General features: G+C 64.9%; 22 protein-coding genes. 11 read left to right on the top strand and 11 right to left on the bottom strand.

Annotation, left to right across the window (positions count from 1 at the left end):
* The first annotated feature begins 212 nt into the window (after nucleotides 1-212).
* Nucleotides 213-1,328 (top strand): class I SAM-dependent RNA methyltransferase, encoded by a 1,116-nt coding sequence (locus KVX96_RS05020; RefSeq protein WP_261193206.1) that lies wholly within the window; start codon nucleotides 213-215, stop codon nucleotides 1,326-1,328.
* A gap of 154 nt (nucleotides 1,329-1,482) precedes the next feature.
* On the opposite strand, the gene KVX96_RS05015 is transcribed toward KVX96_RS05020, so the two are convergent.
* From KVX96_RS05015 to KVX96_RS04985, 7 genes are all read right to left on the bottom strand, one after another.
* On the bottom strand, nucleotides 1,483-2,133 hold the full coding sequence (locus KVX96_RS05015) for an aldolase (RefSeq protein ID WP_261193205.1): 651 nt from the start codon (nucleotides 2,131-2,133) through the stop codon (nucleotides 1,483-1,485).
* The gene (otnK, locus tag KVX96_RS05010; RefSeq protein ID WP_261193204.1) at nucleotides 2,130-3,359 is read right to left on the bottom strand and encodes a 3-oxo-tetronate kinase; all 1,230 of its coding nucleotides are present in this window, start codon (nucleotides 3,357-3,359) and stop codon (nucleotides 2,130-2,132) included. The genes KVX96_RS05015 and otnK overlap by 4 nt, the downstream gene beginning before the upstream one ends.
* On the bottom strand, nucleotides 3,356-4,168 hold the full coding sequence (locus tag KVX96_RS05005) for an N-acyl homoserine lactonase family protein (protein WP_261193203.1): 813 nt from the start codon (nucleotides 4,166-4,168) through the stop codon (nucleotides 3,356-3,358). The genes otnK and KVX96_RS05005 overlap by 4 nt, the downstream gene beginning before the upstream one ends.
* Nucleotides 4,165-4,452 (bottom strand): putative quinol monooxygenase, encoded by a 288-nt coding sequence (locus tag KVX96_RS05000; protein WP_261193202.1) that lies wholly within the window; start codon nucleotides 4,450-4,452, stop codon nucleotides 4,165-4,167. Before KVX96_RS05000 ends, KVX96_RS05005 begins: the two co-directional genes overlap by 4 nt.
* Entirely contained in the window at nucleotides 4,452-5,963 is a 1,512-nt protein-coding gene (locus tag KVX96_RS04995; RefSeq protein ID WP_261193200.1) for a tripartite tricarboxylate transporter permease, read from the bottom strand. Before KVX96_RS04995 ends, KVX96_RS05000 begins: the two co-directional genes overlap by 1 nt.
* Before the next feature lies 1 nt (nucleotide 5,964).
* Nucleotides 5,965-6,717 carry a hypothetical protein gene (locus tag KVX96_RS04990; RefSeq protein WP_261193198.1) on the bottom strand — a complete coding sequence of 251 codons (753 nt, stop codon included), beginning with the start codon at nucleotides 6,715-6,717 and terminating at the stop codon, nucleotides 5,965-5,967.
* Between the two features lie 140 nt (nucleotides 6,718-6,857).
* Nucleotides 6,858-7,865 (bottom strand): Bug family tripartite tricarboxylate transporter substrate binding protein, encoded by a 1,008-nt coding sequence (locus KVX96_RS04985; RefSeq protein ID WP_261193197.1) that lies wholly within the window; start codon nucleotides 7,863-7,865, stop codon nucleotides 6,858-6,860.
* 134 nt (nucleotides 7,866-7,999) lie between these two features.
* On the opposite strand from KVX96_RS04985, the gene KVX96_RS04980 reads away from it, so the two are divergent.
* The 3 genes from KVX96_RS04980 to KVX96_RS04970 are packed head-to-tail and all read left to right on the top strand — an operon-like array spanning nucleotide 8,000 to nucleotide 10,793.
* Nucleotides 8,000-9,091, top strand: a complete 1,092-nt coding sequence (locus tag KVX96_RS04980; RefSeq protein WP_261193196.1) for an isocitrate/isopropylmalate dehydrogenase family protein — start codon at nucleotides 8,000-8,002, stop codon at nucleotides 9,089-9,091.
* Nucleotides 9,088-10,113, top strand: a complete 1,026-nt coding sequence (locus tag KVX96_RS04975; protein WP_261193194.1) for a Gfo/Idh/MocA family protein — start codon at nucleotides 9,088-9,090, stop codon at nucleotides 10,111-10,113. The genes KVX96_RS04980 and KVX96_RS04975 overlap by 4 nt, the downstream gene beginning before the upstream one ends.
* Nucleotides 10,110-10,793 (top strand): GntR family transcriptional regulator, encoded by a 684-nt coding sequence (locus KVX96_RS04970; RefSeq protein ID WP_261193193.1) that lies wholly within the window; start codon nucleotides 10,110-10,112, stop codon nucleotides 10,791-10,793. Before KVX96_RS04975 ends, KVX96_RS04970 begins: the two co-directional genes overlap by 4 nt.
* 103 nt (nucleotides 10,794-10,896) lie before the next feature.
* Here the strand turns inward: KVX96_RS04970 and malG are convergent, their stop codons facing one another.
* The 4 genes from malG to KVX96_RS04950 all read right to left on the bottom strand — a co-directional run bounded on the left by malG (nucleotide 10,897) and on the right by KVX96_RS04950 (nucleotide 16,240).
* Entirely contained in the window at nucleotides 10,897-11,787 is an 891-nt protein-coding gene (gene malG, locus KVX96_RS04965) for a maltose ABC transporter permease MalG (protein ID WP_261193192.1), read from the bottom strand.
* A complete protein-coding gene (gene malF, locus KVX96_RS04960; RefSeq protein ID WP_261193191.1) occupies nucleotides 11,787-13,316 on the bottom strand; it encodes a maltose ABC transporter permease MalF in 1,530 nt (509 codons plus the stop codon). The genes malG and malF overlap by 1 nt, the downstream gene beginning before the upstream one ends.
* Before the next feature lie 72 nt (nucleotides 13,317-13,388).
* Entirely contained in the window at nucleotides 13,389-14,558 is a 1,170-nt protein-coding gene (gene malE, locus KVX96_RS04955) for a maltose/maltodextrin ABC transporter substrate-binding protein MalE (protein WP_261193190.1), read from the bottom strand.
* Nucleotides 14,559-14,587: 29 nt separating this feature from the next.
* Nucleotides 14,588-16,240, bottom strand: coding sequence for an alpha-glucosidase family protein (locus KVX96_RS04950; RefSeq protein ID WP_261193189.1), 1,653 nt, complete (start codon nucleotides 16,238-16,240; stop codon nucleotides 14,588-14,590).
* Between the two features lie 226 nt (nucleotides 16,241-16,466).
* Between KVX96_RS04950 and KVX96_RS04945 the strand changes: the two genes are divergently transcribed.
* The 7 genes from KVX96_RS04945 to KVX96_RS04915 all read left to right on the top strand — a co-directional run bounded on the left by KVX96_RS04945 (nucleotide 16,467) and on the right by KVX96_RS04915 (nucleotide 24,839).
* On the top strand, nucleotides 16,467-17,483 hold the full coding sequence (locus tag KVX96_RS04945) for a substrate-binding domain-containing protein (RefSeq protein WP_261193188.1): 1,017 nt from the start codon (nucleotides 16,467-16,469) through the stop codon (nucleotides 17,481-17,483).
* Nucleotides 17,484-17,487: 4 nt separating this feature from the next.
* Nucleotides 17,488-18,579: an ABC transporter ATP-binding protein gene (locus tag KVX96_RS04940; RefSeq protein WP_261193187.1), complete on the top strand. Its 1,092-nt coding sequence runs from the start codon at nucleotides 17,488-17,490 to the stop codon at nucleotides 18,577-18,579.
* A 109-nt stretch (nucleotides 18,580-18,688) separates the two neighbouring features.
* Nucleotides 18,689-20,122 carry an alanine/glycine:cation symporter family protein gene (locus tag KVX96_RS04935; protein WP_261193186.1) on the top strand — a complete coding sequence of 478 codons (1,434 nt, stop codon included), beginning with the start codon at nucleotides 18,689-18,691 and terminating at the stop codon, nucleotides 20,120-20,122.
* A gap of 299 nt (nucleotides 20,123-20,421) precedes the next feature.
* Nucleotides 20,422-21,609: an ABC transporter ATP-binding protein gene (locus KVX96_RS04930; protein WP_261193185.1), complete on the top strand. Its 1,188-nt coding sequence runs from the start codon at nucleotides 20,422-20,424 to the stop codon at nucleotides 21,607-21,609.
* 96 nt (nucleotides 21,610-21,705) lie between these two features.
* On the top strand, nucleotides 21,706-22,920 hold the full coding sequence (locus tag KVX96_RS04925; RefSeq protein ID WP_261193184.1) for an ABC transporter substrate-binding protein: 1,215 nt from the start codon (nucleotides 21,706-21,708) through the stop codon (nucleotides 22,918-22,920).
* 90 nt (nucleotides 22,921-23,010) lie between these two features.
* The gene (locus KVX96_RS04920) at nucleotides 23,011-23,955 is read left to right on the top strand and encodes a carbohydrate ABC transporter permease (protein WP_261193182.1); all 945 of its coding nucleotides are present in this window, start codon (nucleotides 23,011-23,013) and stop codon (nucleotides 23,953-23,955) included.
* Nucleotides 23,952-24,839: a carbohydrate ABC transporter permease gene (locus KVX96_RS04915; RefSeq protein WP_261193180.1), complete on the top strand. Its 888-nt coding sequence runs from the start codon at nucleotides 23,952-23,954 to the stop codon at nucleotides 24,837-24,839. The genes KVX96_RS04920 and KVX96_RS04915 overlap by 4 nt, the downstream gene beginning before the upstream one ends.

Genomic DNA, 24,839 nt, shown 5'->3' with positions numbered 1-24,839 from the left:
GCCATCGCGTCGGTAACTCTCGGTGCCGCCCGGGGGCCTTTGCGCAAAGGCAGAGGCGCCGCTGCAGGCAGCAGGCGCTCTCCGCTTAGACAAAACTGCGGCGCGGATCAACCGGAAGAACGTGCCAGACAGGCGCGCATATTGACGCTGTTTACCCCAAACCGGGTGCTTTTGGCCTCGTGCGGGGCAGGCATTGGGCGTATGGAGGCCCCATGAGCAGCACATCCCCTTTCGAGATCTTCCTGATGGCCCCGCCGGGGCTCGAGCCCGCCCTGCGCCGCGAGGCGATTGAGCTGGGCTGTTCCGATCCGCAAATGACGCCCGGCGGCGTGACGTTTCAGGGCGGCTGGTCTGATGTCTGGCGCGCTAACTACCGGATGCGCGGCGCGGGGCGCGTGCTGGCGCGGATCGGCAGCTTTCACGCCAACCATCTGGCACAGCTCGACAAGAAGGCGCGCGCCTTTATTTGGGGCGAGGTGCTGCGCGCCGATGTGCCGCTGCGGGTGGATGTGACCTCCAAGCGCAGCAAGATCTACCACGCCAAGGCGGCCGCCGAGCGAGTGGAGAGGGCGCTGACCGAAAGCTTCGGCGCGACGGTTTCGCCAGGGGCCGAGGTGGTGCTGAAGCTGCGCATCGAAGATGATCTTTGCACCTTCAGCGTGGATACCTCGGGCGAGTCCCTGCACAAGCGCGGCCACAAGCCCGCCGTGGCAAAGGCGCCGATGCGGGAAACGCTGGCCGCGCTATTCCTGCGCGATTGCGGCTTCACGGGGGCGGAGCCCGTTGTCGATCCGATGTGCGGTTCGGGCACTTTCATTATCGAAGCGGCGGATTGGGCGCTTGGCCTTGCGCCGGGGCGCAGCCGCCATTTTGCCTTCGAGCAGCTCGCAACGTTCAACACCGAGGCCTATGAGGCGATCAAATCCGAGGCCGCGCCCCGCAGCACGCCGGCCCGGTTCTTCGGCTTTGACAGGGACGCCGGCGCGGTGCAGTCCAGCCAGCAGAACGCCGCGCGGGCGGGGGTGGCCGATGTGGCCAGCTTCGCGCAGCGCTCGGTGGGGGCGCTGGTGCCGCCCTGCGCAGGCCCCGGCCTCGTGATCGTGAACCCGCCCTATGGCGCGCGGATCGGGGATCGCAGGGAGCTGTTTTCGCTCTATGGCACACTGGGCAAACGGCTGATGGCCGGGTTTTCCGGCTGGCGCGTGGGGGTGATCACCTCGGACGCCGGATTGGCGCAGGCGACCGGGCTGCCTTTTGGCCCATTGCGCAGCCCGGTCGCCCACGGAGGGCTGAAGATCCGGCTCTTCAAGACGGATCCCCTGCCCTAGTCGAAAGACTTTTTTGAGAATTTTCGCCCGTCACGCCAGTGACGGGCACGCGTCCGCCCGCTCGTCACACCGAAGGTGTGCTTCCAGCACAACGGCGGGCGCGTTCCGCACCCACCCGGGCGGACGCTCACTGCTTCATTCAACCGGTCTTCCTCTAGTCGTCCCACTCCACGTCGAATTTCGTTACCAGCGCCTGCACCTGCGCTTCGGTCAGGGCGCGTGGGTGCATGCCGCGGGTGAGGAGTGCGAGGCGGGCGGTGTCTTCGAGTTCCTCGATTGCGTTGCAGGCGGCTTCCACGTCCTTTCCGGCCACCACCGGGCCGTGGTTGGCGAGCATCACGGCGGAGCGTTTGCCCGCCAGCCCGCGCACCGCCTCGCCCATCGCCGGGTCGCCCGGCAGGAAGAAGGGCAGGAGCTTCACCTTTCCGAGCCGCATGATCCCGTAGGGCGTGAGCGGGGGCAGGAAGTTGTCCGGGTCCACCTCGGGCAGCATCGAGAACGCCACGGAATGGCAGGAGTGCAGATGCACCACTGCGCCGGCCGTGCTGCGGGTGTCATAGAAAGCGCTGTGCAGCGGCATTTCCTTCGTCGGCGCATCGCCTCCGATCAGCACGCCCTTGGCGTCAAAGCGGCTCAAACGGCCCGGATCGAGCCTGCCGAAGCTGGTGCCGGTGGGGCTGACGAGCAAGCCGCCGTCCTCAGTGCGGGCCGAGATATTGCCGGTGCTGCCACCGGTGAGCCCGCGGTCGAACATGGATTTGGCGAGCAGGCAGATCTGCTCGCGCAGCCTCGCCTCCGTACTCATGCCTCACCTGCCAGCAGCGCCAGCGCCTCTGAGAAGAAATCCGGCCCGCCGAAGTTGCCCGATTTTAGCGCCATGGCCAGCGGGCGGTCGCCTTCGACGCGCACCGCAGGGACGCCCGCGGCCAGCCGCATCCCGATGCGCAAGGCGCGCGCCTGCACGCCCTGAACCGCCGCGCCGGAGGTCTCGCCCCCGGCAACCACGATGCGCGCCACGCCGCGCGCCGCCAGCGTGGCGGCGAGGTCGGAGAACAGTTGTTCAATGGCCTCGGCGGCGACGCCCTTGCCGAAGATCTCCTGCGCGGCCTTGACCACTTCGGGATCGGCAGAGGAATAGACGAGCGGCGGCACCTCCTGCGCCAGAACCCAATCGGCCAGTTCCTCGGTGGTGACTTCACCCTTCACGGCCTCGGCGGCGGAGATTTCGCGGTGCGGGGCCAGTGCCTTGTAGCGCGCCACCTGCCCGCGCGTGGCGCGGCTGCAGGAGCCCGACAGCACGACGCCGGGGCCTTTCACCGGCTCCCACGCAGGCGTGGCGGGGCTGTGGCCGAAGTTCGCTGGCAGGCCGAGCGCGATGCCGGAGCCGCCACAGAGAAGCGCGGCCCCTTTTGCGGCCTTGCCGATCTCCATCAGGTCGGCGTCCCGGATCGCGTCCACGATCACATGGCCCTCGCGCGGCAGCGCGGCGCGGATCGCTTCCGCCCCGGCCATGACGGTGAGCGCCGCCACATGGCCCACGGGGCGGGACGACTGCGCGGCCAGAACGCGGCGCAGGTCGGAATCCGTCATCGGGGTCAGCGGGTGGTTCTGCATGCCGCTTTCGTTCAGCGGTACATCGCCCACGAAGAGATGCCCCATGTAGACGCTGCGGCCGTTTTCCGGAAAGGCCGGACAGGTGATCACGCCTTCCGCGCCGAGGCGATCGGCCAGCGCATCGAGCACCGGGCCGATGTTGCCTTCCGGCGTGGAATCGAACGTAGAGCAGACCTTGAAGATGATCTGTGCGCATCCCTGCGCGAGCAGCCAGTCACAGGCAGCCAGCGATTGGGCGATGGCCTCTGCCACCGGCGCGGTGCGCGATTTAAGCGCCACGACACCCGCATCCAGCGCCGCATCCGCCGCGCCCTCGGGCACGCCAATGAACTGGCTCACCGCCATCCCGGCCTCAGCCAAAGTGAGCGCAATATCGGACGCGCCGGTGAAATCGTCGGCAATCACTCCGATCTTCATGAAAGGATCTCCGTCATTAGATTTGTGTCCTGCGGGCCTGTGTCGAGCCGCACGATATGGGCGGCGGGGCCCTGCAGGAAGAGCTGGCGCACCAGCGGGTCATGGCCCGGCACGATCAGCGCGCGCGTGCTGGCGAGGGTTTCGAGCCGGGTGAACCCGTCGAGCATGTTCTGCAGATCCACCACGATGGGGAAGGGTTTCCGCTTGAACACGTTCTCGTAGTAGTGGGTCGCGTCCGAGGCCAGCACGAGCCAGCCCGCCTTGGTGCGCACGCGCACGCATTGCAGGCCCCGGCTGTGGCCGCCGATGCAATGCACGGTGACCCCATCAGCCACCTCGCCATCGCCCTCGTAGAAGGTGAGCCGCCCGGAATAGAGCCGCTGCACCGCCTCGCAGATATGCCCCGCCGTGAAGGGCATCTTTAGCACGCCGTGGCACATGCAGGGGCCGGTGGCATAGGCCATCTCGGCGGCCTGCAAATGCAGCGTGGCGTTGGGAAAAAGATGCAGCCCCCCGGCATGATCATAGTGCAGATGGGTGACGATCACCTGCTCCACCGCTTCCGGCGCAATGCCCAGCGGGGCGAGCGCCTCGCGCGGATCCATGCGTATCGGACGATCCCGGCTGGCGGCTTCTTCGGCATCATAGCCCGTGTCCACGAGGATCACGCGGCTGCCCTGCCGCAGCACCCAGATGAAATAGTCCATCGCATGGGGGGCATCGTGGTTGTCGTCAAAGATGAAACTGTCGCCCCGCACCCGCGCGTTGCGGTCGGCGTATTTGACGGCGTAGACCTCCCAGTCGCTCACCGCAGCACCTCGTCAAACAGCGCCACCTGCTTGGCCGCCACCATGTCGGCCACCTCGGCGTCAAAGGCCTTGAAATGGGGGCTGGCCAGATGCGTGTCGAAGGCGGCGCGGTCGGTGTAGATCTCGTAGAGGAAGATCTCATCGCCGCCCGCGTTACGGCAGGTGTCGAACTGCAGGCAGCCGGGCTCCACCTCAAGCGAGGTGCGGGCATTGGCGAGCATGAGCGGCAGAAAAGCCTCCATCTGCCCGGGCTTGAGGGTGAAGGTCACTGTCACGGCGAACATCAGGCGGTTTTTCCTTTCATGCGGGCAAAGGCCCGTTTGGCGAGCGGCACCTGGCTGATGATCAGCGCCACATTGAGCGCCACCAGAATGGCAGCGCCGGGGCGCGAAACAAAGACCGAAAGATCTCCATCCGACAGGAAGAGCGAACGGCGGAAGGTTTCGTCGAACAGGCTCCCCAGGATCACGCCGATCACCAGCGGGGCAATCGGGTATTTCATCAGGTTCATCATGTAGGCCACGAAGCCGACGCCCAGCATCAGGTAGAGATCGTTGATGCCGCCGCCCACGGAGAAGGAACCAATGGCGGTGAGCACCATGACGATGGGCAGGAAGATCGTCTGCGGGATCTTCAGGATCTTGATGAAGATCCGCGCGGTGAAGAGCCCCATGATGAACATGGTGAAGCTTGCGAGCACGAGGATTGCCACCACACGCAGGATGATGGCCGGGTCGATCGTCGGCCCCGGGATTACGTTGTTGATCTTGAAGGCCCCCATCAGGGCCGCCGCCGGGGGCGAGCCGGGGATGCCGAGCACCAGAAGCGGGATCAGCGCGCCGCCGATGCAGGCGTTGTTGGCGGTCTCGCTCGAAAGCAACCCTTCGGTGCTGCCCTTACCGAACTTGTCGCCCTCCTTGGAGACGGTCTTGCCGACCCCGTAGGAGACCCAGCCCGCCACATCTTCGCCCACGCCGGGCAGCGCGCCGACGCCGGTGCCGATCACGCCGGAGCGGGTGATCGTGGGCAGGTAGCGGCGGATGGCCTTGAGGTTGGGGAGGATGCGGCCCTTCAGCTCGGCCATCTGCCCCACTTCCACATGGCGCAGCCCTTCGATGATCTGCGGCACGGCGAAAGCGCCCATCAGCACCGGCACCACCTGGAAGCCGCTCAGCAGGTAGGACCAGCCGAAGGTGTAACGCGGCTCCGACAGGAGCGGATCCAGCCCGACCATGGCCATCGCCAGCCCGATCAGCCCGGCGATCCAGCCCTTGATGACCAGATCCTCGCTCATCAGCGTGCCCGAGAGAAGGATGCCGAAGAGCGCCAGCAGCGCCTTCTCGGGGCTGGCGATGTTTTTCGAGATCCCGAGCAGCACCCAGACGAAGATCAGCAGCGCGAAGGTGCCGATGATCGTGCCGATGAAACTGGCCGTCGTGGTAAGCCCCAGCGCCTCGCCGCCCCGGCCCGCCTTGGCGAGCGGGTGGCCGTCCATCGCCGTGGCCGCCGAGGCCGCCGTGCCGGGGATGTTGAGCAGGATCGAGGGATAACTGCCGCCATAGATCGCGCCCACATAGGCCCCCAGCAGGGCGATCAGCGCGTAATCCAGCGGGATCTTGTTGCCGAAGAAGCCGGTGAGGATCGTCACCGCCAGCGTGGCGGTGAGCCCCGGCAGCGCGCCGAAGGTGATCCCGAGGAAGACGGAGGAAACCAGATAGAGATAGGTGACCGGATCGATGGCCAGCGCCCAGAAGGCGTGTCCGAAACCGGCGAGTTGGGAGAATACGAAGTCCATGTCAGTCTTTCCACAGCGGGCGCAGGGTGACGTAGTAGTGATACTCGATCTGCTTGAAGAAGAGCCCGCCCCGCGCCGGGACGTTCTGGCGGAAGCCGAAGGCCATGGCGCAGACGAGGATGAAAGGTGCGAAGAAGGCCAGAAGCGGCACGATGCGCAGCACGCGTTCCTGCCGGGAGGCGCGCAGCACCGGCACGGTGAGGCCGATCCAGCAGAAGAGCGTGAGCCAATCGTCGGAATGGGCGTTCCACTCGGCTTGCGGGCCGTGGGCGATCAGCGCATAGGCCCCGGCCAGCGCCACCACGGCAGCCGAGAGCAGCGCGCGGCGGGCATGGCCACCGTGGTAGCCGAAGATCATCGCCGTAATCAGCAGGCCGCTAGCGATGATGAAATCCACGCGCGGCACAAGGCCCGCGATGTAGAAGAAGAGCATCACGGCAATGGTGCCGAAGCGCTGCGCCTCCGCACGGTCCCAGCCGATGCCTACGGCCGAGAGCGCGTGGGCCGCGCCGCCGGAGCGGATGGCAATGCTCAGCAGGATGCAGGCCAGCACGAAGAGCCCGCCAAAAATGCCCAGCGGCACCAGCGCGGCGGAGGTGTACCAGTCCGCCCCGCTCACGCCTGCGCGGTTCTCGCCGAACAACGGAATGGCTGAGGTTTTCCAGAGGAAGAAGAGCGACAGCGCGATCAGCGCGAGCGACGCCCAGAAATCCCGTGCGCGCAGCACGGCGGTTTCATCCTGTTGCGGGGCCAAGGGGGATCTCCTGCTTGGTGGTGGGCTTGGTGGTGGCCGGATCTGGTGTCAGGTCAGGGGGCGCAGACGGGCTGCACCCCCTGTTTTTCTTGCCTGTAGCGGGCCTGTAGCGGGCCCGAAACCGGGCCCGGTCTCTGGCCTTAGGGCTTCGCGATGCCGAGGCTTTCCGGGTCCACCGTGGTGGCGCCGAGCTCTTTCAGCGTGTAGGCGAAGGTGCTTTCCAGCGTGGAGAAGAGCGCCTGTGCTTCTTCGCCGTACTGGCCGCCCACGTCGTAGTTGTTGGCAGCAGCCCATTCGGCCACGGTGTCGCCCGCGATGGCCTTCTCAAAGGCTTCGCCAAGGGCGGCTTTCACCTCGTCGCTGGCGGAGTTGTGCACGGCAAAACCGATCGCCTGTTTCAGCGGCAGGTATTTGTCGAGCCCTTCGTAGATGTCGAAAGCGGACGGGATCGTCATGCCGGCGATGTCGGCGGTTTCCGGGGTCAGCATGGCGAGCGGCTTCAGCTGGCCACCTTCGATCAGCGCGGCCTGCTCGGCGAGCGAGGTCACGACGAGGGCAACCTCACCGGCAATCGCGGCTTCCTGGCCGGGGGCGGAACCTTTGTAGGGCACGAATTTGAAGGTTGCGCCCGCGCCTTGCTCGATGGCGAGCAGGTTCAGGTGGTGGATGGAGCCAGCACCGGAGGCAGCCGCCGGGATGGTGCCCGGAGCGGCCTTGGCAGCGTCAACCAGTTCCTGCAGCGTGCTGTAGGGGCTGTTTGCGGGAACCGAGATCAGGTCGGGCGAGCCGCCGACGATGAAGGGGTACCAGTAGTCGAATTTCTTGTCCCAGCCGCCCTGCACGGCCGCGGTGACGTTGGATTCGGACAGGCCCACCAGCGTGTAGCCGTCATCGGGCTGGTTCATCACGTAGACCATGCCGTTGGAGCCGGCCACGCCGCCGGTCTGGTTGATCACGTTGATCGACACTGGCAGGTGCTTCTCCATTTCCGCCATGATCATCCGGTTGATCGTGTCGGTGCCGCCACCGGCGCCCCAGACAACGGCCGTGGTGATGTCACGGTAGGGGTATTGCTGAGCTTCCACAGCGCCGGTCGCGCCGAGGGCGAGGGCCGCAACGGCGGCAAGTTTGGTGAGGTGAGTGCGCATGACTGATATTCCTCCCTGCATGTGCATTTCGTATTGCATTTTTTTGCGTATGCATTAATTCATGCGCTGTCAACTTTCAGATGGAAAAATCTGCAAGATATGCAATTCAGGTCGAGATGAAGGCGGGAGCACACATGACGAAGACGTTTGAGATCGCGGTTTTTGAAGGCGATGGAATCGGGCCGGAGATCACGGCACCTACGGTGGAGATTCTGAAACGGATGGCCGAGGCCTCCCCGGACTATGCGCTGACATTCACCGACGTCCCGGCAGGCGCGGCGCATTACGCCAAGACCGGCGAATCATTCCCGGCCAGTTCGATGGAAACGGCCAAACGCGCCGATGCGATCCTGCTTTCCGCCATGGGCCTGCCCGATGTGCGTTACCCGGACGGCACCGAGATCTCGCCGCAGATCGATCTGCGCAAGGCGCTCACGCTCTTTGCCGGGGTGCGCCCTGTTACGGTGAAAGCCGGCCAGCGCACGCCGCTCGCCCTGCCCGAAGGCAAGGAGATCGATTTCGTGCTGATCCGCGAAAGCACGGAAGGGCTGTTTTTCACCCAAGGCAAGGGCGAGGTGAGCGAGAACGAAGCCCGCGAAACCCTGCTGATCACGCGCGACATTTCCGAGAAGCTCTTCCGCTTCACTTTTGAGCTCGCTGCCGCCCGCAAGGCGCAAGGGCGCGGCAAGGGCCGGGTCACCTGCGTGGACAAGGCCAACGTCTTCCGCGCCTTCGCCTATTTCCGCTCGCTCTTTGACGCCGAAGCCGCGAACCACCCGGATCTGAAGGCCGATCACGCCTATGTGGACGCCACCGCGCTCTGGATGGTGCAGAAGCCCTGGGAATTTGACGTGATGGTCACCGAGAACATGTTCGGCGACATCCTCTCCGATCTGGGCGCGGGCCTGATGGGCGGCCTCGGCCTTGCCCCCTCGGCTGACATCGGCCTTGAGCACGCTGTCTTCCAACCCTGCCACGGCTCCGCGCCGGATATCGCCGGGCAAGGCGTGGCCAACCCGCTGGCGATGATTCTTTCGGCAGCCATGATGCTCGATTGGCTCGGCATCCAGCACGACGTGCCCGCCATGATCGCCGACGGCAACCGCCTGCGCGAAGCGGTGGAAGACGTGGTGGCCCGCGGCGAGGTTCTGACCCGCGATCTGGGCGGCAAGGCCGGCACCAAAGAGGCCGCTTCGGCCGTGCTCGACACGCTCTTCGTGGCATGAGCCCCATGAAGGACGTGCGCGTGGCCTGCCTCGGCGCGGGGTATTTCAGCCAGTTCCACTACGGCAGCTGGGCACGGATGCCCGGCGCCGTTCCGGTGGCCTCCTGCAACCGCGACATCACCAAGGCGCAGGCCACCGGCCTGCCCGCCTATGATGATCTGCGCCTGATGCTGGAGAGTGAAAAGCCCGACCTGCTGGACATCATCCTGCCCCCCGTGGCCCATGCGCAGGCGATCCGCACCGCGCTTGACTGCGGGGTGAAATGGATGATCTGCCAGAAGCCCTTCTGCAAGGATCTGGCGGAAGCGCAGGCCATTTGTGCCGAGGCCGAGGCGGCGGGCGCGACCATCGTCGTGCATGAGAACTTCCGCTTCCAGCCGTGGTATCGCGCCATCAAGGGCGCGCTTGAGGCGGGCCGCATCGGCACGCTTCAGCAGGCCACCTTCCGCCTGCGCCCCGGCGATGGCCAGGGCCCCCGCGCCTATCTGGACCGGCAGCCCTATTTCCAGCAGATGGAGCGCTTCCTCGTGCATGAAACGGCCGTTCACTGGGTCGATACCTTCCGCTACCTGATGGGCGATCCGGAAGGGGTCTATGCCGATCTGCGCAAGGTGAACCCGGTGATTGCGGGCGAGGATGCGGGCTACATCCTGTTTGACCACCCAAACGGTGTTCGCGCGCTGTTTGACGGCAACCGCAGCCTCGATCACGCCGCCGACAACCACCGCCGCACCATGGGCGAGGCGTGGTTTGAAGGCACCGAGGGCACGCTCACATTGCTGGGGGATGGCTCCGTCCATCTGCGCCCCTTCGGCGGGCTCGAAACCGAGGAAATCCTGCCGCCCGACGGCTGGGAGGGCTTCGGCGGAGATTGCGTCCATGCGTTGCAAGCGCACGTCATAGCCGGGATCCGTGAGGGATCGCCTCTTGAAAACACCGCCCAAGACTATCTTAAAGTGATCCAGATAGAGGACGCGATCTACGCATCGGCTGATGCGCAGGCAAAGATACGATTGGAGTGAGCGTGGCGGTTCAGCCGGTAAAATCCCTGTCCAACACCCAGCGTGCGCTGCAGGAACTGCGGCGCATGATTTTTACTGGCGAGCTCTCTGGCGGCTCCGATCATCTGGAAAGCGAGCTGGCCGAGAGGCTGGGCATGTCGCGCACCCCGGTACGGGAAGCGGCGCTGACGCTGGAAAGCCAGGGCCTGCTGGAGATGCGGCCCCGTAAGGGCGTGCGGATCCTCCCCGTGTCGCCCGAGGACATGCGCGAGATCTACGAGATCCTGACCGAGCTTGAAAGCCTCGCCGCCGAACGCGCGGCGCTGAGCAAGCCGGGCGCGGATGATCTGGTGCAGCTTGAGGCCGCGATTGCCGATATGGACGCGGCTCTGGCGGCGGAAGATCGCGAGGCCTGGGCGGCGGCGGATGATCTGTTTCACAGCGAGCTGGTGCGCCTTGGCGGCAACGCGCGGGCGGCGGCGATTGTGGGGATGATGGGCGATCAGGTGCGGCGCGCGAAGGCGAGCACGCTGTACATCCGCCCCCTGCCCACGCAATCCAACGACGATCACCGCGAGGTGCTGGACGCGATCCGGCGCGGCGATGCCGGGGCCGCGCGGCTTCTGCACCGTGCCCACCGCGAGCGGGCGCGGGAGATGATCGTGAGCCTGCTGGAACGCCACAGGCTGAGCAGCCTGTAAGGCGATTTTCAAAGTTTGGACTTCAGCCGGCGAAGCCGGCCAGCCCCCGACCCGCCCCCCGGGCGGGGGCTGGCCTCGCACTTTCTGGCAGGCGTTTTCCGCCCTACCCCTTCACAGCCCCATCGCTCAGCCCCGAGACAAGGAAGCGTTGTGCGATCAGGAAGAGCACCGTGATCGGCAGCCCCGACAGGATCGCGGCGGCGGCGAAATCGCCCCAGAGGTATTTCTGCTCATAAAGATACTGCCGCGCGCCCACGGCGAGGGTCATCTTGTCGGTTTCGCGCAGCAGCACCGAGGCCACCGGGTATTCGTTGATGAAGAAGATGAAGGCCAGCACGAAGACGACCGCCAAAATCGGCACCGAGAGCGGCAGGAAGATGTAGCGGAAGGCCTGCCACGGCGTCGCGCCGTCGATCTGGGCGGCCTTGTCCAGCGCCGGATCGACGGAGTCAAAGTAGCCCTTGATCGTCCAGATGTGCAGGGTGATCGCCGAGAGGTAGCTCAGGATCAGCGCCGGGTGGCTGTCCACGCCAAGCCAAGGCACCACACGGCCCAGCGTGTCGAAGATCGCGTAGATTGCCACCACGGCCAGCGCCGCCGGGAACATCTGCACGATCAGCAGCGTATCCAGCACGCCCTGACGCCCCTTGAAGGGCATCCGCGCGAAGGCATAGGCGGAGGTGGTGGAGAGCACGAGCACCCCGGCCGAGGCAATCAGCCCCACCTTGATCGAGTTCCAGAGCCACAGCAGCACCGGGTAAGGCGGCGTGATCACGGTGCCATCGGCGCGGGTGTAGTCAAAGCCGAGCGCCAGCGCCCAGTGCTCCAACGTCGGACGTTCGGGAAACAGCGCGCCGGTCGAAAAGTTGCCTTCCCTAAAGGAGATCGACAGCACCATCAGAAACGGGAACATGATCAGTGCGAGGAAGATCAGCAGGCAGCCATGGGCGAGGATCTTGCGGCGCAGCAGGTTGGATTTGCGTTCAACGATCATCAGCGCGCACTCCTCTTGGCGGCGAGTTTCTGCATCACCCGGAAGTTGGTGTAGGCGATGATGCCGGTGACGGCGAAGATCAGCGTGGAGATCGCGCCGGCCATGCCGAAGTTCTGGCCGGAGTCATTGAACGCCATCTGGTAGGTGAAGGAGCCCAGCAGATCGGTCGAACCCGCCGGCAGCAGCGTGCCGGGGATGTCCGGGCCGCCGCGCGTCAGCAGCAGCACCAGCACGATGTTGTTGAAGTTGAAGGCGAAGTTCGCGATCAGAAGCGGCACCGAGGGCGGCAGGATCTGCGGCAGGGTGATCGAGAAGAAGCAGCGCACCGGCCCGGCCCCCTCCAGCGCAGCGGCCTTGTAGTGGTCCTTGGGCACCGCCTGCAGGTAGCCCGCGATCAGCAGCATCCAGTACGGATAGCCAAGCCATGTGTTCACGATCAGCAGCATCGAGCGCGCCAGCGCCGGATCGGTGAACCAGTCTGGCTTGATGCCGAAGAGCTGGCTCAGGATCAGGTTGATCTCGCCGAAGTTCTGGTTGAACAGCCCGCGGAACACGAGAATCGAGATGAAGGCCGGCACGGCGTAGGGCAGCACCAGCAGCACGCGGTAGATCGCAGCGCCTTTCAGATGCGGCCACTCAAGGATCACCGCAAGCCCGGTGCCGACGGAGAAGGTCAGCAGCATCGACAGGAAGGCGAAGGTGAAGGTCCAGACGAAGATCTGGAAGATCGGCTCGCGGATGCCCTCGTTCTGGGCGATGTCGCGGAAGTTGTCCCATCCCACGGGCACGCGCCAGCCGGGGGTGACCTTCTCACCCTCTTCGGTTTCGTAAAAGCCGATCTCTTGGTTCGGGATCAGGCGGGTGCCATCGGCTCCGACGAGAACCCCATCGGGCAGCAGCGTGTAGAAGGGGGCCGAGGCCGAGAAAGCGCGCAGCCCGTCCATCGTCAGGATCTGGCCGTCCGGCGTTTGCACGGAAGCGGCCTGAAGCGCGTCGCGGTTGGCCATCACGGCCTTCAGCGCTTCGGTCTCCGGTGCCACGAGCGCGGGCTCGGCCAGAAGCGGTTCAGCCGCGCCAAGCGGCGGGGTGATCAGCGCCGGGCGGTCGCCCTCGGCCGGGAAGTAGATCTCGCCTTCGGTGGTCAGTGCGAAGGGGCGCTTGCTGCCCTCTTCTTTCACCAGCGTCTGCAGGTGGTAGGCCTGCACGCGGTCCAGCGTCAGAAGGTTGGTGGCAGAGAAATTGGTGAAGCCGATGGCGGAGGTGTAGATCACCGGCAGCACGATGAACACGGCCACGGCCGCGACGCCGGGAAAGACGAAGCGCCAAGTGTAGAAGCGCGACCAGCCGTAGAGGATCACGATCGCCGCGCCGAGCGCGAAGGTCAGCACCGCGTAGACCGGCTGAGCCGCCATATAGAGGCCCCAGATCACGTAGAGGAAGGCCACGGCAATCGCGCCAAGCCCGGCGAAGCGGATCAACCGGCCAAAACGCGCGCCTGTCATCGGGGCGGCGGAAACTGTGTCGCTCATGGCCATGCGGGGCTCCTCCCTCGGCAATATGCAAAACGGGCGGCCCATACGCGCCGCCCGTTTCAGATCGGTTTAGTCGGCGAGGATGCGGGTCTCTGCCGCGCCCAGCGCTTCCTCAACGGAGGACTGGCCGCCGGTGATGGCTTTCAGCGCCGGCTCCATGGCGGACCAGAACTTGCCCATCGCCGGGATGGAGGGCATCGGCACGCCGGTGCGGGCGTTTTCCAGCGTCGCGGCGATCAGCGGGTCGTTGCCCACTTTCTCGGCGAAGGAGACGGAGGCCACAGCGCCCAGCGGCACGTCGGAGTTCACGGAGTCGAGCCCCTCATCGGTCAGCAGGTAGTTCTCGATGAACTCGACAGCGATGTCTTTGTTCGGGCTCGAGGCGTTCACCGTTGCGGCCAGAACGCCGACGAAGGCCTTGGAGGGCTCACCGGCCACCGACGGGATCGGCGCCACGCCGAAGTTCACGCCGGATTGCTTGAGGTTGGACCACGCCCAGGGGCCGTTGATCACCATGGCGGTTTCGCCCTTGTTGATCGCGGCATCCATCACGCCGTAGTCCACGCCCTTCGGCATCACGCCACCGTCGATCAGGGATTTGATCACGGATGCGCCGGCCACGGAGCCCGCATTGGCCACACCGGTGGTGGAGGCGTCATAGTTGCCGTCCACCTTCTCGAAGGCGAAGCCACCGCCAGCCATCAGCAGCGGGAAGGAGAAGTAGGTGTTATTGTAGTCCCACATGATCGGGGCGGTCACGCCGTCGATCTTGAGATCGGCGATCTCTTCCATGGTGGCGGGGGGCGTGTCGATCAGATCCTTGTTGTAGATCAGGCCAACGGCTTCCACGGCCACTGGGTAACCCCAGACCTTGCCGTCAAAGCTCACCGCGTCCCAGGTGAAATCGAAGGTGTTGGCCTTCACGGCCTCGGAGGGCTCCACCGGGGAGATCAGGCCGCCTGCGGCCCATTCGCCGAAACGGTCATGTGCCCAAATGAAGATATCGGGGCCTTGCCCGTTGGCGGCAGCCTGCTGGAACTTATCGGTCACGCTCTCGGGGTGCTCGACAACGACTTCAACGCCCAGCTCCTCGGCGAATTTGTCGCCCACGGCCTGAAGGCCGTTGTAGCCTTTGTCACCGTTGATCCAGATGATCAGCTTGCCTTCTTCCAGCGCGACGGCCGGCGTTGCGGCCAGCAGGGCCACCAGCGACAGCGTGCCTTTGAGTTTGTTCACCATTTTTCTCCTCCCGGGGGTTTTGCTTGGTGTTACGAAATGTCTGCGATCAGAAGGCCGAAGCCTTCCAGACTGGCCGCGGCACCGGAAACGGCACCGAACAGCGGCGTGATATGGCCTTCGGGCAGCGCGAACCGCACCGGCTCTTTCGTCAGATTGAAGACGCAGAGCGTGGTTTCGCCCTCGTAGCGGCGCAGGAAGGCGAGACCGCCCTCCCAATCGAGGAATGCGATGTCGCCTTTGATCAGCGAGGCGCGGGTTTTGCGCATCGAGAGGAAGGCGCGGTAGTGCTCAAGGATCGACAGCTCAAGCCCGGCCTGCGTGTCCACCGCGACGGCGGCATGGGGCGGGGTCACCGGCAGCCATGTCTTGTTGGCGGCGGAGAAGCCCGCGTTGGGCGCGGCGTGATCCCAGACCATCGGCGTGCGGCAGCCGTCGCGGCCCTTGAACTCGGGCCAGAAGGTGATGCCGTAAGGGTCCGTCAGATCCTCGAATTGCAGCTCGGCCTCGATGAGGCCCAGTTCCTCGCCCTGATAGAGGCAGATCGAACCTTTCAGGCTCATCAGCAGGCCGCCTGCGAGCTTGGCCAGTGCGGCTTGATCTTCCGCGTGATGGGCCCAGCGGCTCATGTGGCGGTTCACATCGTGGTTGGAGAAGGCCCAGCACGGCCAGGAATTGCCCTGGCTGAATTCCTCGCTGGCGGCTTCGAATTTCTCGATGCAGCCGCGGAAGTGCTCTTTGGAGAAATCCGGGCCCAGCATGTCGAAGGAGTAGCACATCTGCAGCCGGTCGCCGTCGGCAGTGTATTCCGCCATCGTCTGCAGGCTGCGCTCGCCATCGCCCACTTCGCCCACGGCAGCGGTGCCGGGGAACTGATCGAGCAGCGCGCGGAAGCGCTTCAGGAAGCCGATGTTTTCGGGCCGCGTCTTGTCATAGACGTGATCCTGATAGCCGTAGGGGTTGATATCGGGCACGTCATTGCCTGCGCCGCCGGCGGGCGGGTTGTTGCGCAGATCCTGATCGTGGAAATAGAAGTTCACGGTATCAAGCCGGAAACCATCCACACCGCGATCCAGCCAGAAACGCACGGTATCGAGCAGCGCATCCTGCACAGCGACACAGTGGAAGTTCAGATCCGGCTGCGAGGACAGGAAGTTGTGCAGGTAGTATTGCTTGCGGCGGGCATCCCACGTCCAGGCGGCACCGCCGAAAACGGACTGCCAGTTCGTCGGCGGGGTGCCATCGGCCTGCGCATCGGCCCAGACGTACCAATCGGCCTTGTCGCCCTCGCGGGATTGGCGGCTTTCCTCGAACCACGGGTGCTGATCAGACGTGTGCGAGAGCACCTGATCGATCATCACGCGCAGGCCCAGCCCGTGGGCCTTGGCCACCAGCGCGTCGAAATCGGCGAGCGTGCCGAAGGATGGATCCACGTCGCAGTAATCGGACACGTCATAGCCCATGTCCTTCATGGGCGAGGTGAAGAAGGGCGAAAGCCAGATCGCGTCCGCGCCCAAGCTTGCGATGTGATCGAGGCGGCGGGTGATGCCCGCCAGATCGCCGATGCCATCGCCGTTGTCATCCTGAAAGGAGCGCGGGTAGATCTGGTAAATCACCGCGCCACGCCACCAATCGGCATCGCCGGCCAGCTGTCCGTTTGCGGGAAGGGAAAGAGGCGACGTCATGTGATTCTCCGGTGTGCGGCGGGTTATTGAAAGCGCTTTCTATAATTTCAGGTCGGGCGATTCTGTCAAGCCCGGATCGCGGCACGGTGCATTTTCCTTATTTACATGAATAAAAGCGCCTGCAGGAGAGTTTTGGTTGATCCAACGCCCGCTCCTGCGGTACAAGCAAACTTAAAGCGCTTTCATAAACACCCGTAAGCGCACCCCGCCAGCGATGAGGAGCGCCGTGGCCAATCTCAAGGATCTTGCCGAGCATCTGGGCCTGTCTCAGGCCACGGTCAGCCGTGCACTCAACGGCTATTCCACCGTGAACCAGGACACCCGCCGCAAGGTGCAGGAGGCGGCGCGGCAGCTGAACTACCGCCCCAACACCTCGGCCCGACGCCTCGCCACGGGCCGCGCCGGGGCTTACGGTCTGGTGCTCGATCAATCCGACGATCTGCTGAACGATCCGCACTTCGTGGATTTTCTTGCCGGTTTCACGCAGGAGCTCGCCGCGCAGGATCTGGACGTGATGCTCACCTCCGCCGAAGGGCTCGCCACCTACCGGCGCTACGCCTCCACCGGCAAGGTGGATGGCTTCGTGATCTCCGCGCCCAAGGTAAAAGACGCCCGCGTCGCCGCGTTGACCGAGATGGCCTTCCCCTTCGTCGTCCACGGCCAGACAGAGGCCGATGCGCCCTACGCCTTCTACGATATCGCCAATGAGCGCGCCTTCCACGACGCCACGCGCCTGCTGCTGAACCTCGGCCACCGGCGCATTGCCCTGATCAATGGCCCCACGGATACGATGTTTGCCCGCCAGCGGCTGGACGGCTTCAAGAAAGCCTTCGCCGAGAAGAGCCTGCAGACCGAGCCGCGCCTCATCCACCACGCCACCATGAGCGAGGATGAGGGCTATGCGCTCACCCGCCAGCTTTTCGCCGGCAGCGAGCCCCCCACGGCGATCCTCTGCTCCTCCACGCTGCAGACCCTCGGCCTCACCCGTCGCCTGCGCGAAGAGGGGCTGGAGATGGGCCGCGATGTCTCCGTCATCTCCCACGATGACGGGCTGTCCTCGATGAAAACAGAGAACTTCTCCGTCCCGCTCACCGTCACCCGCGCCCCGATCCGCGAAGCCGGGCAGGAGATCGCCCGCATGCTCGTGGCGCTCGGCAATGGCGCCAAGGTCGACACCCAACAGAAAACCGCCCCCGTGGAGTTGATCGTTCGCGCCTCCACCTCGGCCGCTCCGCAGGAATGATCCGATGAAAACCACGACAAGCCCCGTGCTCAGCCTCGAAAACCTCAAGAAAAGCTACGGCGACGTGGAGGTGCTGCACGACATCACCCTCTCCATGCTGCCCGGCGATTTCCTCGTGCTGCTGGGGCCCTCGGGCTGCGGCAAGTCCACCCTGCTGAACTGCATCGCCGGGCTGGAGGAAATCACCTCGGGGAGCTTGCGCATCGGCGAGGCCGACATGGGCGATGTGCCGCCGCGCGACCGGGACATCGCCATGGTGTTCCAGTCCTATGCGCTCTACCCGACGATGACGGTGGGCGAAAACATCACCTTCGGTATGAAGGTGCGCGGTATTTCCAAGGCCGAGCAGGCCGAAGCGCTGGCCCGCGTTGCGGCCGTGCTGCAGATCGAACCGCTTCTGGAACGCAAGCCCAGCGAACTGTCCGGCGGGCAGCGCCAGCGGGTTGCCATGGGCCGCGCGCTGGTGCGCGATCCCAAGCTCTTCCTCTTTGACGAGCCGCTCTCCAACCTTGACGCCAAGCTGCGTGTGGAAATGCGCGCCGAGATCCGCCGCCTGCATGAAACGGTGAATGCCTCGGTTGTTTACGTGACGCACGACCAGATCGAAGCCATGACGCTCGCCACCAAGATCTGCGTGATGCACGCGGGCTACGTGCAGCAGTTCGGCACGCCGGACGAGATCTATTTCACCCCGGCCAACACCTTCGTAGCCCGCTTCATGGGCAACCCGCCGATGAACATCGTGCCCGCCACCTGCCGCCGCGAGGGGGCTGGCAGCCTGCTGTCCTTCGGCGACCACAGCCTTGCGATTGACGCCGCTCTGCCCGAAGGCCCGGTGCAATTCGGCTTCCGGCCTGAGGATGCCGAACTGCGCGAGGGCGCGAGCAGCTTCTCGGCCCCGCTCATCGTGGAGCGCATCGAGCGCACCGGCGGTGACACCTTCGCCGAGGCCAAGCTGGGCGAGACGACCGTCACCATCCGCCTGCCCGCCCGCGCCCGTGTGGCCGCTGGCGATGCGCTCAGCGTCACCCTGCCCGCCCATGCGCTGCATTTTTTCGAGGCCGATAGCGGCCAGCGGATCGAGATCGCGGGCTGACCGCCCGCGTCTTGGGGCCAGATTTTCCTATTCCCTTCCCTGACCTTGCGGCAGAGTGCGCCGCAGGGTGCCGCGCTTATGACGGCGCATCAGGGACAGGGAGACAGGTATGGGCCTGCTTGAAACGTTTTTCGGCGTCATCGGCGATCTGACATGGGGCTGGGCGCTGATTCCGCTTCTGGTTGTCTTCGGCGGCTTCATCACGATGCTCACCGGCTTCGTGCAGATCCGTTTCTTCAAGCGGATGTTCCGGGTGCTTTCAGGCAAGAACCAATCCGCCGACCCGGATGCGATTTCCGCGCGCGAGGCGCTGCTGATCAGCGTGGGCGGCCGCGTGGGCGGCGGCAATATCGCCGGTGTCGCTGTTGCAATCACCGTGGGCGGGCCCGGCGCGGTGTTCTGGATGTGGGCGATTGCGCTTGTCGGCATGGCCACGAGCCTCGTGGAATGCTCCCTTGCGCAGCTCTTCAAACAACGCCAACCGGACGGCACCTTCCGCGGCGGCCCGGCGCGCGCGATCCTGCACGGGCTTGGCATGCAGTACCGCTGGCTCGCCATCGTCTATGCCGTCTGCCTGATCGCCGCCTTCGGCGTTGGCTTTAACGCCTTTCAGGGCAACACCGTGGCCGGAGCAATGCAGGACAGCATGGGCGTGAGCCGCACCGTGACCGGCGCGCTACTTTCTGTGATCGCGGGCTTCATCGTCTTTGGCGGCATCCACCGGATCGCCAAGGTCGCCGATGTGGTGGTGCCCGTGATGGCGCTTGGCTACATCGCCATGGCGCTCCTGATCATCCTCTTCAACATCACCGCTGTGCCGGGCGTGCTGGTGGACATCGTCGCCAATGCCTTTGGCTTCCGCGAGGCAGTGGCGGGCGGCATGGGCGCGGCGCTCTCTCAAGGCTTGCAGCGCGGGCTGTTTTCCAACGAGGCGGGCCTTGGCTCCGCCCCCAACGTGGCGGCGACGGCGGATGTGCGCCACCCGATCAGCCAGGGCATCACGCAGAGCCTTTCTGTCTTCATCGACACGATCTTCATCTGCACCTGCACCGCGATGATCGTCCTGCTGGGCGGCATCTACCAGCCCGGCGCGGAAGCGATCGACGGCATCGCTCTGACCCAGCAATCGCTGGTGTTCCACCTCGGCACATGGGCGCAATACGCGCTTTCGCTCATGATCCTGCTCTTTGCCTTCTCCTCGATCATCTACAACTACTACCTCGGAGAGAACGCGCTCACCGTGATCACCGAAGCCCCCATCGCACGCAATATCTTGCGCGTGGTGATCATTGGCATCGTCTTCCTCGGCGCCACGGCCCCAGGGGCGACGGCGGTTTTCTTCTTCTCCGATCCGCTAATGGGGGTGCTTGCGGTGGTGAACCTCGTGGTGATCATGATGCTGCTGCCCACCTGCCTGCGGTTGCTCACCGATTTCCGCAGCCAGCTGGCCGCCGGGGTGGATCGCCCGGTGCTGCAGCCGGCGGATTACCCCGATCTCGACATCGACCGCACCGCCTGGACAGGCGAGATCCGCGAGGGCTGACACCGACCTACCTTTTCACGAACGGCCGCGCCCCGAAAGCGCGGCCATTTGTCATTTCCCCTGCTTGATTCGCGCTCTTCGTAGGGCTCACGCCACCCGCACAGCGTACTCGGAGCGGTGCGATTTGGACGATCTGGCCATTTAGTATATTATTTTGATACGTTCATTACATTAACTGTTGACCCACAGCTACCAATGCGCGCAATTATAGAGAAGACATCCGGCAGAGGGGCCGGATCGCGGGGCAGCGGGCCCGGCCCTTGGGCTGACTCGCGCGCAGAATTTTGGGGGAGGCCTTCGTGGCAACAGTAACGCTTTCACACCTGGGCAAGAGCTATGCCGGCAGCGATCTGCAGGCGCTGAGCAACCTGGATCTGGAGATCGAGGATGGCGAGTTTCTCGTGCTCGTCGGCCCGTCGGGCTGCGGCAAATCCACCGCGCTCAAGATCGTCGCGGGGCTGGAAGAGGCCAGCGAGGGCACCATCCGCATCGGCGATCAGGTGGTGAATGATTTCGCCTCGCGCGACCGCGACATCGCCATGGTGTTCCAGAGCTACGCGCTCTACCCCCACCTCTCCGTCTACGACAACATCGCCTTCCCGCTGCAGATCGCCAAAGCGCCGAAAGCCGAGATCGACCGCCGCGTCGCCGAGGTCGCCAAGATCCTGCAGCTTGAGCCCTACCTCAAGCGCAAGCCGGGGCGGCTTTCGGGCGGGCAGCGCCAGCGCGTCGCCATGGGGCGGGCGATCATCCGGCGGCCCTCTGTCTTCCTGATGGACGAGCCTCTCTCCAACCTCGATGCCAAGCTGCGGGTGCAGATGCGCTCCGAGATCGCCCAGATCCAGCGACGGCTGAACGTGACAACGATCTACGTAACCCACGATCAGGTGGAAGCCATGACGATGGGCGACCGTGTGGCGCTGATGCGCGATGGGGTGCTGCAGCAGGTCGGCGCGCCGGATGTGCTCTATCACCAGCCCGCCAACACCTTTGTGGCCAGTTTCATCGGCTCGCCCGCGATGAACCTCTTCCGCGCGCCGCTGGTGGCCGCCGAAGGCGGGCTTGCGCTGCAGATCGGCAGCCAGCGCCTTGCGGTGCCCGCAGAGGCCCTCGCCCGCTACCCGAAGGCCGAAAGCTTCGCGGGCCGCGAGGTGATCTTTGGCATCCGCCCGGAAGACATCGAGGACGCAAGCCTCGCCAAGGATCATCCGGCGGATCAATGCCTTGATGTGCCGCTGCGGCTGGTTGAATCGCTGGGCTCCGATCACATGGCCCATGTCGCCCTGCCGGTGGCCCCGGTGCGCGATGGCGAGGAGAACGAGGAAGGCCTCGATCACGTGAGTTTCGAAGCCGCAGGCGAGGCCGAGGCCAATTGCATCTGCCGCTTTGGCGCACGCTCCAAGGCCCACGCAGGCAGTGATGTGCGCGTCGCCGTCTCCTGCACCTACCTGCATTTCTTCGATCCAGTCACGGGCGAGGCGCTCTAGGCCCGGATCCTTAAGAAAAGACCCGGAGGCGGACAGGCCCGCCGGCTCCGGCCCGAAAGACCAAAAACCATACGATTTCAACACACGGAGGAGAGAATGAAATCGCTGCTTAAAACGGGCCTTCTGGCCTCGTCCCTTGCCCTGACAGCCGCCGGCGCGCTTGCCGGGGATGTGACACTCACGATGTGGCACAACCACCCGGAGTGGAAAGACCGCGCGCAGGCGATCCTGGACAAGTTCGAAGAAGCCAACCCCGGCATCAAGATCGAGCTGGAGGAAATCGCGGGCACCAACTACTCCGCCCGCCTGAACACCGCGCTGGCCGCCGGTGAAGCGCCCGATCTCTTCGGCCTGCCCGCCGGACCCGAGATCGACGCCGCCGCCGCTGCAGGCTACCTGACGGATCTGACCGGCGCGCTGGATTACTCCGGCCTCACCGATGCAGGCCGCGACGCGATCACCAACGGCGACAAGAACTACGCCGCCCCGATCATGGGCGCCTATACGGTGGGCCTCTATTACCACCGCAACATCTTTGAAGAGCAGGGCCTGACCCCGCCCTCCACGCAGTCCGAGTTCATGGAGGTCTGCGCCACCCTGAAAGAGCGCGGCATCACCCCGCTCGTCGTGCCCGCGCAGGACGGCATCGTGCCGAGCTTCCTCTACATGATGATGGCCTCCTCGGTGATGGGCGCGGAAGGCTACGAGCAGCTGCGCGCCGGTGAGCGCAAGTTCACCGACCCGGATCTGGTGGCCGCCGCCCAGTTCCTGCAGGACATCTACCCCTGCATGCAGGACGGCGCGCTCTCCACGCCCTACGTGGAAGGCAAGGCGCTCGCCGCCCTTGGTCAGGGCGCGATGATGCCCGGTGGCTCGGCCGATTACGCCGGCTATCAGGAGATCAACCCGGCCGTCGATCTGGGCGTGGTGCCCTTCCCCGCCGTTGAAGGCGGCACACCGGCCACGGTGACGGGGATGGAATATGTCTACGCCATCAACAGCCAGTCCGAGCACCCGGAAGAAGCCAAACAGTTCCTGCAGTGGATGATGGGCACCGAGGCCGCGCAGATGGTGGTGGACACGATCACGCTCTCCACCACGAAAGGCGTCGTGCCGTCCGAGAACCGCGTCATCAAGGAGATGATCGAGGCCGCGCTCTCCAACGACGTGCGCGTGTTCTACGAGCTGCCTGAGACCGGCGCTGTCTTCTCGGCCGCGCAGCAGAACGTCGGCGCGCTCTTCCTTGGCGAAATCACGCCTGAAGAGTTCGCCGCCCGCCTGCAAGAGGCCGTGCAGCCCTCCGGCAGCTGATCGCAAGCACAGCCACGGCGGCCTCCTAATAAGGGGCCGCTGTTTCCCTTTTCCCTGCCCGATTGCGCCCTGCGCGCAAGGAATAGCCAGATGTCGCACGCCGCCACCCCCCGCCCGCCAAAGCCACCCTCGGCCTTCGCCCGCACCTACGGACACCTCTGGTTCGTGCTGCCGGGCTTCCTGTTCTTCGCCGCCGTGATGCTGTTTCCGCTCGGCTTCGCCGTCGCCATCTCGCTCACCGACTGGACGGGGCTGGGCAATGAGTACAGCTTCATCGGCCTCGCCAATTACGTCGAGATCCTGATGCATGCGCCCTTCTGGCGCGCCGCCTGGCACAATGCGATCATCTTCGTGGTGATCCTCGTCTTCCAGCACACGGTGGGGCTCTACATCGCGGTGCTGCTGAACGAACGCCCGCGTTTCATGGAAGTCTACCGCACGGTGCTGTTCCTGCCGGTGATCATGTCGCTGGTGGCAACCGGCTTTGTCTGGACGCTGATGCTTTCCGCCAATATCGGCCTCATCAACCCGATGCTGAAGGCGATCGGGCTGGGCTTTCTGGCCGAGCAATGGCTCTCCAACCCTGCCACCGCGCTGCCCACGATCATCATGGTGATCGCGTGGAACAGCCTTGGCTGGTCGATCATCATTTACCTTTCGAGCCTGCAGAATGTGCCCGAAGAGCTGAAACAGGCCGCCGAGATGGACGGCGCGAACAGCCGTCAGGTGTTCTGGCGCGTGGTGTTTCCGCAGCTTTCGCCCGCCTTCACAGCCCTCACCGTGCTCACCTTCATCGGCACCTTCCGCACCTTTGACGTCGTCTACGTGCTGACCGGCCCCTTAGGCGCGCCAAACTTCGCGACAGACGTGCTGGGCACGCTGATCTACCGCACCGCCTTCGGCGGCTCCGCCTTCTCGTCGGCGGAAGTCCGCTTTGCCTTCGGCGTGGCGATCTCCATCCTCGTTCTGGTGGTGATGGCGGCGATCTGCTGGGGCCTCATCCGCATCCTGCGCAGCCGGGAGATCGAGCAATGACCTATACCGCAACCGCCACCTCCCGCCCTGCCGCCGCGCCGCTGACCCACAGCGCCGGACCGCTGAAGCGCTTCCTTGGCAAGGCCATGCGCACCTCGGTGCTGCTGATCGCCTGCGCCTGGGTGCTGGGGCCGTTGTTCTTCATGGTGATCGCCAGCTTCAAGACGGTGCCGGAGTTCTTCATGAACCCCTTCGGCATGCCGAAGAGCTGGGCCTTTGACAACTACGCCCGCGCCTGGACGGATGCCCATATCTCGATCACGCTGCCGAACACGATCATCGTCACATCCGTTTCGGTGATCTGCTCCACGGTGCTGGCCACGATGATCGCCTATGGCATCAGCCGCAAAGAGAAGAAATTCGCGCTGCCGCTCTATTCGCTCTTCGTGTCGGGCCTGCTGATCCCGGTGCATGCGATCATCCTGCCGCTGTTCATCCTGCTCAAGGCCCTTGGCTTCTTCGGCACGCTGCTGGCGCTGATCTTCCCCTATATCGCCATGGGCCTGCCGCTGGGCGTGCTGGTGCTGACGCCCATCGCCGCCGCCCTGCCGCGCGATCTGATCCATGCTGCCCGGATGGACGGCGCCACCGAATGGCAGATCTTTTGGCGCGTGGTGATGCCGCTGATGAAGCCGGGCCTCGTCTCGGTGGCGATCCTGAACGGGGTCTGGATGTGGAACGAGTTCTTCATCCCGCTGATCATCGCCTTCAAGCCCGAAGCCCAGACGATGCCCGTTGGGATCGTCAGTTTCATCGGGGCCTATTCCACCGAATGGGGCTTGGTCTTTGCCTCGGTGGTGATCTCGACCCTGCCCGTCGTCGTAGCCTACCTGCTGATGACGCGGCAGTTCCAATCCGGCCTCACCGCCGGGGCGGTGAAGTAG

It is taken from the genome of Pseudoruegeria sp. SHC-113 (assembly GCF_025376885.1).
Lineage (GTDB): Bacteria > Pseudomonadota > Alphaproteobacteria > Rhodobacterales > Rhodobacteraceae > Pseudoruegeria.
Note: the sequence above shows the minus strand (reverse complement) of the source record. Positions and strands in the feature narration are given on the sequence as shown.